7 protein-coding genes are annotated in these 8,251 nt (G+C 60.4%); 5 read left to right on the forward strand and 2 right to left on the reverse strand.

All coding sequences use genetic code 11. The features are described 5' to 3' along the window. Positions 1-6: 6 nt before the first annotated feature. The gene (locus tag AC0Z5Z_RS09920) at positions 7-1,506 is read right to left on the reverse strand and encodes an efflux transporter outer membrane subunit (RefSeq protein WP_485611002.1); all 1,500 of its coding nucleotides are present in this window, start codon (positions 1,504-1,506) and stop codon (positions 7-9) included. A gap of 275 nt (positions 1,507-1,781) precedes the next feature. Here AC0Z5Z_RS09920 and AC0Z5Z_RS09925 point away from each other — a divergent pair, with 275 nt between their 5' ends. The 4 genes from AC0Z5Z_RS09925 to AC0Z5Z_RS09940 all read left to right on the forward strand — a co-directional run bounded on the left by AC0Z5Z_RS09925 (position 1,782) and on the right by AC0Z5Z_RS09940 (position 6,041). Continuing rightward, on the forward strand, positions 1,782-2,750 hold the full coding sequence (locus tag AC0Z5Z_RS09925; protein WP_024011667.1) for a LysR family transcriptional regulator: 969 nt from the start codon (positions 1,782-1,784) through the stop codon (positions 2,748-2,750). A gap of 413 nt (positions 2,751-3,163) precedes the next feature. Continuing rightward, positions 3,164-3,538 (forward strand): DUF6124 family protein, encoded by a 375-nt coding sequence (locus AC0Z5Z_RS09930; protein WP_323621598.1) that lies wholly within the window; start codon positions 3,164-3,166, stop codon positions 3,536-3,538. Positions 3,539-4,416: 878 nt separating this feature from the next. After that, positions 4,417-5,391 (forward strand): 2-hydroxyacid dehydrogenase, encoded by a 975-nt coding sequence (locus AC0Z5Z_RS09935; protein WP_485611003.1) that lies wholly within the window; start codon positions 4,417-4,419, stop codon positions 5,389-5,391. Positions 5,392-5,531: 140 nt separating this feature from the next. After that, on the forward strand, positions 5,532-6,041 hold the full coding sequence (locus AC0Z5Z_RS09940) for a DUF2165 domain-containing protein (RefSeq protein WP_041479679.1): 510 nt from the start codon (positions 5,532-5,534) through the stop codon (positions 6,039-6,041). Between the two features lie 18 nt (positions 6,042-6,059). Here the strand turns inward: AC0Z5Z_RS09940 and AC0Z5Z_RS09945 are convergent, their stop codons facing one another. Next, positions 6,060-6,962: a DMT family transporter gene (locus AC0Z5Z_RS09945; RefSeq protein WP_485611004.1), complete on the reverse strand. Its 903-nt coding sequence runs from the start codon at positions 6,960-6,962 to the stop codon at positions 6,060-6,062. Between the two features lie 140 nt (positions 6,963-7,102). Between AC0Z5Z_RS09945 and AC0Z5Z_RS09950 the strand changes: the two genes are divergently transcribed. Continuing rightward, complete coding sequence (locus tag AC0Z5Z_RS09950) at positions 7,103-7,978, forward strand: helix-turn-helix domain-containing protein (RefSeq protein ID WP_406228304.1); 876 nt, start codon at positions 7,103-7,105, stop codon at positions 7,976-7,978. Positions 7,979-8,251: the final 273 nt, after the last annotated feature.

The following is an 8,251-nucleotide window of genomic DNA, read 5'->3' on the forward strand; positions in this document are numbered from 1 at the left end:
CTGTGTTCAACGCAGGAGCGCCGGGGTTTTCGGGGCCTGGGTCTGCTCGGCTGTCGGCACGTCATTGCCCGCACCGAGGCCTCCACCCAAGGCAGTCACCAGCTCGGCATGCGCACTCAACCGCGCGGCCTGCACTTGCTGCTGAACCTGCTGTTGCTTGAACAACAAGGTCTGCGCATTGAGCACATTGAGGTAATCGGTGAGGCCGCGTTGATAAGCGATCATCGCGATGTCGTAGGTTTTCTGTGCTGCGGCCACGGACTCGGCGGCGAAGTCCTGCTGCTTGTCCATCGACTCGCGGCGGATCAACTGATCGGAAATGTTCTTCAGCGCGTTGATCAGGGTCTGGTTGTAGTGCGCCACGGCGATGTCATAACCGGCCGCCGCTTCGCCCAATTCACCACGCAGTCGGCCGCCGTCGAAGATCGGCAACGAGATCGCCGGGCCGACGTTGTAGTTGAGTTTCTTGCCGGTCAGAAACTCCAGCGCGCCGCCGCCCGTGGCCATGTAGCCGAGGCTGCCGACCAGATCGACGTTGGGGTAGAAACCGCCGTGGGCAACATCCATGCCACGCGCCTGCGCCGCCACTTGCCAGCGACTGGCGACCACGTCCGGACGCTGGCCGAGCAGTTCGGCGGGCAATGCCGAGGGCAACTTCAACGGCGCCGCGAGGGACAGCGTCGGCCGCTGCAGTTGCGCCGCAGCGCCCGGCCCTTTGCCGGCCAGCGCGGCAATCTGGTTGCGGCTCAGGGCGATTTCCTCGTCCAGCGCATCGAGTTGGCGATGGGTTTCGGGCAGCGGCGCTTCGGCCTGGCTGACTTCGAAATGCGTGCCGATACCGCCGCTGAGGCGTTTCTGCGCCAGATCGAGAATCTGCTGTTGCTGCTGGAGCATCGCCGCGACGATGTCGCGCTGGGCGTAATGCAGCGACAACTCGATGTAGGCGCGGACCAGATTGCTCTGCAGTTCCAGCTGCGCCAGTCGCGCCTCGGCCACGCTCACATGGGCCAGATCCACCGCGCGTTCACTGGCATTGCGCTCGCGGCCCCAGAGGTCGAGGGCGTAGCTGAAGCCGAGCGCGGCGTTGTTGTCCCATGTGGTGGTATTGGCCAGTTCGCCGGGGCCGTAGAACTGATCGGTCGGCCAGTTGTGTCGCTTGAGGGTCGACTCGCCATTGATCTGCAACGCCTCGGCCGCTTCGGCAACACCGGCCATGGCCTTGGCCTGACGCACCCGCGCAGCGGCCGTGGCCATGCTCGGGCTGCCTTGCACGGCGAGGTCGATCCAGCGATCAAGTTGCGCATCACCAAACGCCTGCCACCATTGGGCGCTGGGCCAGTGGGCGTCTTTGGCGGCCTCGGCAATGGCCGCGTCGGTGGCCAGTGAATCGGCCGCGAGTGCCTCGCCGTGAGGGGCAATGCCTTGGGTAGAGATGCAGCCGCCGAGAGCCAGGGTTAAAGCCAGAACACTGAGCGGCAAAAGCGCTCTGTTGATGCGACGCGGCACAGCTGCGAATTCCTGAGAAAGGGATAGATCGAGGACCGTGTAGGAGCTGCCGCAGGCTGAGATCTTTTGATCTTGATTCCCTTAAAACAAAATCAAAAGATCGCAGCCTTCGGCAGCTCCTACAGGGATCGGCGCAATTCTATGGAGCTGCCTCTGCGGCGATAAGCTGGGATTTCTGTGAATCTTTGTTACGGTTAACGAGATAATCCCTTGGTCGGGGGTCTCAGCCCCTGAAACTTCGTGTCACAATTTGCCATCTCCCTTGAGAGCACCCCATGGACACTTTGCAAAACATGCGCGCCTTCAGTTGTGTTGCCGAAGCGGGCAGCTTCACCGCCGCCGCCGTGCAACTGGACACCACCACCGCCAACGTCTCGCGCGCGGTCTCCAACCTCGAAGCCCATCTGCAAACCCGTCTGCTCAATCGCACAACCCGGCGCATCGCCCTGACCGAAGCCGGCAAGCGCTACCTGCTGCGCTGCGAACAGATCCTCGCCTACGTCGAAGAAGCCGAAGCGGAAGCCAGCGACGCCCACGCGCGCCCGGCCGGCCAGCTGAAAGTGCACACCATGACCGGCATCGGTCAGCACTTCGTCATCGACGCCATCGCCCGCTACCGCAAGACCCACCCCGACGTGACCTTCGACCTGACCCTGGCCAACCGCGTGCCGGACCTGCTCGACGAGGGCTACGACGTGTCCATCGTGCTGGCCAGCGAACTGCCCGACTCGGGCTTCGTTTCGCAGCGCCTGGGCATCACCTACAGCATCGTCTGCGCCTCGCCGGCGTACGTGAAAGCCAACGGCGCCGCACAGAAACCCAGCGATCTGCTCAACCACGCCTGCCTGCGCCTGGTCAGCCCGGTGATCCCCCTGGAGAAATGGGCCTTCGACGGCCCGGACGGCCAGGAAACGGTCACCATCAACAGCTCACCATTTCTGGTGAACTCCGCCGACGCCATGAAAACCGCCATCACCAGCGGCATGGGCGTCGGCGTGCTGCCGGTCTACGCCGCCATCGAAGGCCTGCGCAACGGCACTCTGGTGCGCGTGATGCCGAACTACCGCTCGCAGGAACTCAACCTCTACGCGATCTACCCGTCGCGGCAGTACCTGGATGCCAAGATCAAAACCTGGGTGGAGTACTTGCGTGGGTCGTTGCCGGAGATATTGGCGGCGCATCAGGCGGAATTGGTCGCGTATGAGTTGAGCGGGAGTCTGGCTGGCGCGCGCGTCGCCACCTGACTTTAAACACCGCTGACTTCGTGTAGGAGCTGACGAGTGCAACGAGGCTGCGATCTTTGGATCTTGCTGTTTAAAAATCAAAAAATCGCAGCCTACGACAGCTCCTACATCGCGGTGTTTACGGGGAAGTTTCCGACAGGTTTTGCAGGTTGTCCGTCGGAAGTGCGCTGGCTAGGATTTGGCGGTTGCTGACGAATCAGCGACCGGGTCTGGAAAACCCGCAGGATCACAGCGCATGACATAATGCCGCGCTCTTTCAGCGCCGGTATTCAGTTATGGCGGCTGTACGTGGGAGACCTTCGGGTCTGCCGGGTTTGATCCTTTGCCGGTTTTTCCAGTCCGCGTACAGCTGCCACCCCTTTCGCCTGGAAAACGAAAAATGGCAGCTCCATAAATCCAAAAGGATCTTTGCCATGTTCAAACCCACACCCAATCCCCCCGAATCCGCAAGCACCTCACCCTACCAATCCCCCGACTCAACGAAACTCCACGACGCCGCCGAGCGTGCGCTGGATCACTACCTCAAACCGTCCGCCAGCGCGCAGCAAAACCACAAACCCAGCACCATGTTCCAGGTCGCCCCGGACCAGGACAACGAAAGCCTGCTGGCCCACGCCTGCGAATCCCTCGCCTCGGCCAGCATCATGAGCAGCGACATCGCCGCCCACGTCGACAGCCCACAGCGGCACACGATATTGGCCATCCAGCAGGTGATCATGCTGGCGGAACTGGCGGTGAACCGGGTGCTGGATAACTACGAAATCCATCAGCCCCCGTCACACAATTGAACCTCTGTGGGAGCGAGCCTGCTCGCGAAGGCTTCGGCACATTCAACATTCGGGTGTCAGATAAACCGCTTTCGCGAGCAGGCTCGCTCCCACAATTCTGGATCGTGTACATCAGCAAGATAGGAGTCGGCTGTCAGGCCGCCTTCGCTGGCAAGCCAGCTCCCACAGGGACGGGGTGAATCTGGCAGAGATGGGTTGGCAGTGGAGACGCTTTCGCGAGCAGGCTCGCTCCCACAGTTGGAATGCGTACACCAGTGAGAAACAGGTCGGCTGTCAGGCCGTTTTCGCTGGCAAACCAGCTCCCACAGAAAAGCAAAAGCAAGATCAAAAGATCGCAGCCTTCGGCAGCTCCTACCGTTGGATCGCGTGAATTCGATAGTAATTTGTTGACTAGCGGGCCGCCTTCGCGAGCAGGCTCGCACAGAAACGCAAAGCAGCGCAGCTGCCCGCGGCGCAGCCGCCCCACTCAACAATGAGCGCAAGCTCGAGTGCTCTTGATCTTGATCCACCGGCGACGTCGGAAGGCTGAGCGGAGGGATTGATCCGGGCGTGGGAGCGCAGCGACCGTTCGACGAAGTCGAACACAGCGAGTGTAGGTGCAGCGAAGCAAACCGGAGCCGCTGCGCCCGGATCGATCCCGCAGCGAAGGAACCCGAGCCTGCGAGGGCCGAACGCAGGAGCTAGCGTTTTTTGCTTACTTTTTTTGGCGCTTGTAAAAAAGTAAGTCGCCGTAAGGGCGAAACCGCCAGCCGCAACACCCGCAAAAACGGATATACACCCAAACCACCCAAGGCATGGCCGGCCCAGAGGCCGCCAAGACAACCCGAGCGAGAAAATGTTAGCGTGCTTGCAATCAAGCCCCGACGAGCCCAAGCCCAATGAAAAAAACAGTCCTGGCCTTCAGCCGCATCACCCCGCCCATGATCGAACGCCTGCAAGAAGAATTCGACGTCATCGTCCCCAACCCCAAGACCGGTGATATCAACGCCCAGTTCAACGAAGCCCTGCCCCAGGCCCACGGCCTCATCGGCGTCGGCCGCAAACTCGGCCGCGCACAACTGCAAAGCGCAACAAAACTCGAAGTGGTCTCGAGCGTCTCGGTCGGCTACGACAACTACGACCTCGACTACTTCAACGAACGCGGGATCATGCTCACCAACACCCCCGACGTGCTCACCGAAAGCACCGCCGACCTCGCCTTCGCCCTGATCATGAGCAGCGCCCGCCGCGTCGCCGAACTCGACGCCTGGACCAAGGCCGGGCTATGGCAGGCCAGCGTCGGCGCCCCGCTGTTTGGTAGTGATGTGCACGGCAAGACCCTCGGCATCGTCGGCATGGGCAACATCGGCGCCGCTGTCGCCCGGCGCGGGCGCTTCGGCTTCAACATGCCGATCATCTACAGCGGCAACAGCCGCAAGACCGAACTGGAACAGGAGCTCGGCGCGCAGTTCCGCAGCTTGGATGAACTGCTGGCCGAAGCCGATTTTGTCTGCCTGGTAGTGCCGTTGAGCGACAAGACCCGCCACCTGATCAGCCATCGCGAACTGGCGCTGATGAAGCCGAGCGCTATTCTGGTCAACATCTCGCGCGGCCCGGTGGTCGACGAACCGGCACTGATCGAAGCCCTGCAAAACAACCGCATCCGCGGCGCCGGGCTGGACGTCTACGAAAAAGAACCGCTGGCCGAATCGCCGCTGTTCCAGTTGAAAAACGCCGTGACCCTGCCGCACATCGGCTCGGCCACCACCGAGACCCGCGAAGCCATGGCCAACCGCGCCCTGGCCAACCTGCGCAGCGCCCTGCTCGGCGAACGGCCGCAGGATCTGGTCAACCCGCAAGTCTGGCGCGGCTGAAAAAAAGGGCCGGCGCAACATGGCGCCGGCCTTCACCTTACATAACTTGCAACCGAACAAAAACGCCAGACCAAGTAACAGCAATATAAGCTCTCGCAACTTATCAACTTATTGATTAATTGCCATGGAGAGCCAACCCCGTGAACACCCTGACCACCGACAAACTCATTCGTTTCAGCAAAGTCATCTTGATGGCTTATATAAGTTTCTTTGGCCTGCTGGTGATGATCCATAACTTCACTGACTATGAGTCCAACTACACTTACGTTGCACATATCCTGAGCATGGACACCACCAACGCCAGCGAAAACATCATGTACCGCGCGATCGATTCGCCGATGATCCATCACCGGATCTACTGGTTCATCATCACTATGGAAGTCACCTATACCGTGCTTTGCCTGATCGGTACTTACCAGTTGTATCGCTACATCGATGCATCGCCAGCGGCATTTCATGAAGCCAAGAAGTTTTCAATCATGGGCATATTGGTCGCCATCTTCATCTACTACGTATGCCTGCAAACGGTCGGCGTCGAGTGGTTCGACATGGACACTTCGCAATCCTGGAATGCCAAGGACTGGGCGCGACATATTGTCGACTTCATCTTCCCGGTAATGATCTACATCACTTTGAAAGTTGAGCGCTGAGTATCAGCGCTCGCTTTATCAAGCCAACTTCCCTTGACCTGCAGACAACAGCACTTTCGGTTTACGAAACACCAGCACGTTGCCCAACATCACCAACACCAGCCCGACCAGCGCCGGTGCGGTCCATTGATAACCTTCGGCAAACGCCGACACGTTCAACGCCACCACCGGGAACAGCACCGTGCAATAAGCCGCTCGCTCCGGGCCCATGCGCCCGACCAGCGTCAGGTACGCGGTGAAGCCGATCACCGAGCCGGGAATCACCAGATACAACAGTGCCCCGACATAACGCGGCGACCAATCCATGTCGAAGGGTATGCCCTTGATCAGACACCACACCGTCAGCATCGCCGCGCCGTAGGCCATGCCCCAGGCGTTGGTGGTCAGCGGTCTGAGGCCGGCCTTCTGTTGCAGGCTCGAAAGCATATTCCCCGCTGAAAAACACAAGGTGCCACACAACGCCAGACCCAGCCCCAGCAGGGTTCGCGGACTGGCCTGATGCCCGGCCAGTTCCGGCCAGAACAACAGCCCCAGACCGAACAGCCCCAGCGCACCGCCCATCAGCACATTGCGGGCAATGCGCTGGCCGAAAAACACCCGCGCGTTCAGCGCGTTCCACAACGTCGCCGTAGAAAACACCACCGCCACCAGACCGCTGGGAATCCACTGACTGGCGGTCAGAAAACACATGAAGTTCACGCAGAACAGACATAACCCTTGAGCCACACAAATCAAATGCCCACGGCGGTTCATCGGTTGCAGACGCCGGCTGAGCAGCAAGAGGGCAAACAACACCAGCGCAGCCAGGCCGAAGCGATAGACAATCGACACCGGAATTTCGACCACGCCCAATTGCCATTTCAAGGCAATCCAGGTGGTGCCCCAGATCAGCACGGTCAGCAGGTACAACGACAGGTTCATGGCCAACACTCCTTAAACAGGCCTTGAGTGTCTGCCTCGGGCAGCCTTCGACGCTTGCACAATCTTGCGCTTTTGTCTGGCGGCAGGCTGGCAGGGCGGCGTCTACGGAGTAGGATGCAAAGCGTTGGAGAGAACCGAACATGGCCGCAATCGACACCCTGCAAGTCTTTCAAGCCCTCAACCGCTCGCCGAATGCACGCCTTGTGCACAGCGCCGAGCTCGGTGACGGCATGTCTGCGGCTTTGTGGACCAACCACCACGATGCCCAGGAATACGAAGCGCCAAGTCATCACACGCTGTCCTGCTACGTCGCCGGCGGCACCGGCACATTCCGTCGTGGCCAGCCGGGCCGCAAGGGCGGGCCGGACAAGCTGTGCATCCTGCCGGCCGACCATGAATCGGGCTGGGTGATCAATGGCGACATCCGCTTGGCGCACCTGTATTTCAGCGCCGAACAATTCGCCCTCGGTTGCGTCACTTTGCTCGATCGCGAACCGCGCGAGATGCAATTACGCGAGCAGACCTTTCTCGAAGATCCGCAGCAGGCGCAGCGCTTTCGGCAATTGCTGAACCTGAACTGGCAAGAGCCGGCCGAGCGCTTGCTGACCAGCAGCCTCGCCCATGAATTGATCAGCCACACCTTGCTCAGCCAGGTCGGTGCGCGACACGGCTTGCGCTTGAAGGGCGGGCTGGCGCCACATCAGCGCCGACAACTGGTGGAGTTCATCGACAACCAGTTGAGTGAAGCCATCAGCCTCGGGCAACTGGCCGGGCTGTGTGCACTATCGGAATATCACTTTGCGCGGATGTTTCGCCTGAGCTTCGGCCTGCCGCCGCATCAATATGTGCTGGCACGGCGCTTGAGCCGGGCGCGGGAATTGTTGCGCGGCACGGCGCTGCCCTTGGGGGAGATTGCGCTGGCGTGCGGGTTTGCCAGTGCGAGCCATTTTACCAATCGGTTCAGGCAGGTTTTAGGTGGGACGCCGGGCGAGTATCGGCAGGCGTTTTTGCGTTGAGCCCTTTTCCCCTCACCCCAGCCCTCTCCCAGAGGGAGAGGGGGCCGACCGAGTTGTCTTGCACTGTACGTCGACCTGAAACACCGAATCGATTATGGATTCAAAGCAACACATTCAAGTCGGTGTACCTCTGGAATATCCCACGGTCAGCCCCCTCTCCCAGAGGGAGAGGGGGCCTACCGAGTTGTCTTGCACTGTACGTCGACCTGAAACACCGAATCGATTATGGATTCAAAGCAACACATTCAAGTCGGTGTACCTCTGGAATATCCC

The organism is Pseudomonas sp. 1L-E-NC-VB-C3 (assembly GCF_057291535.1).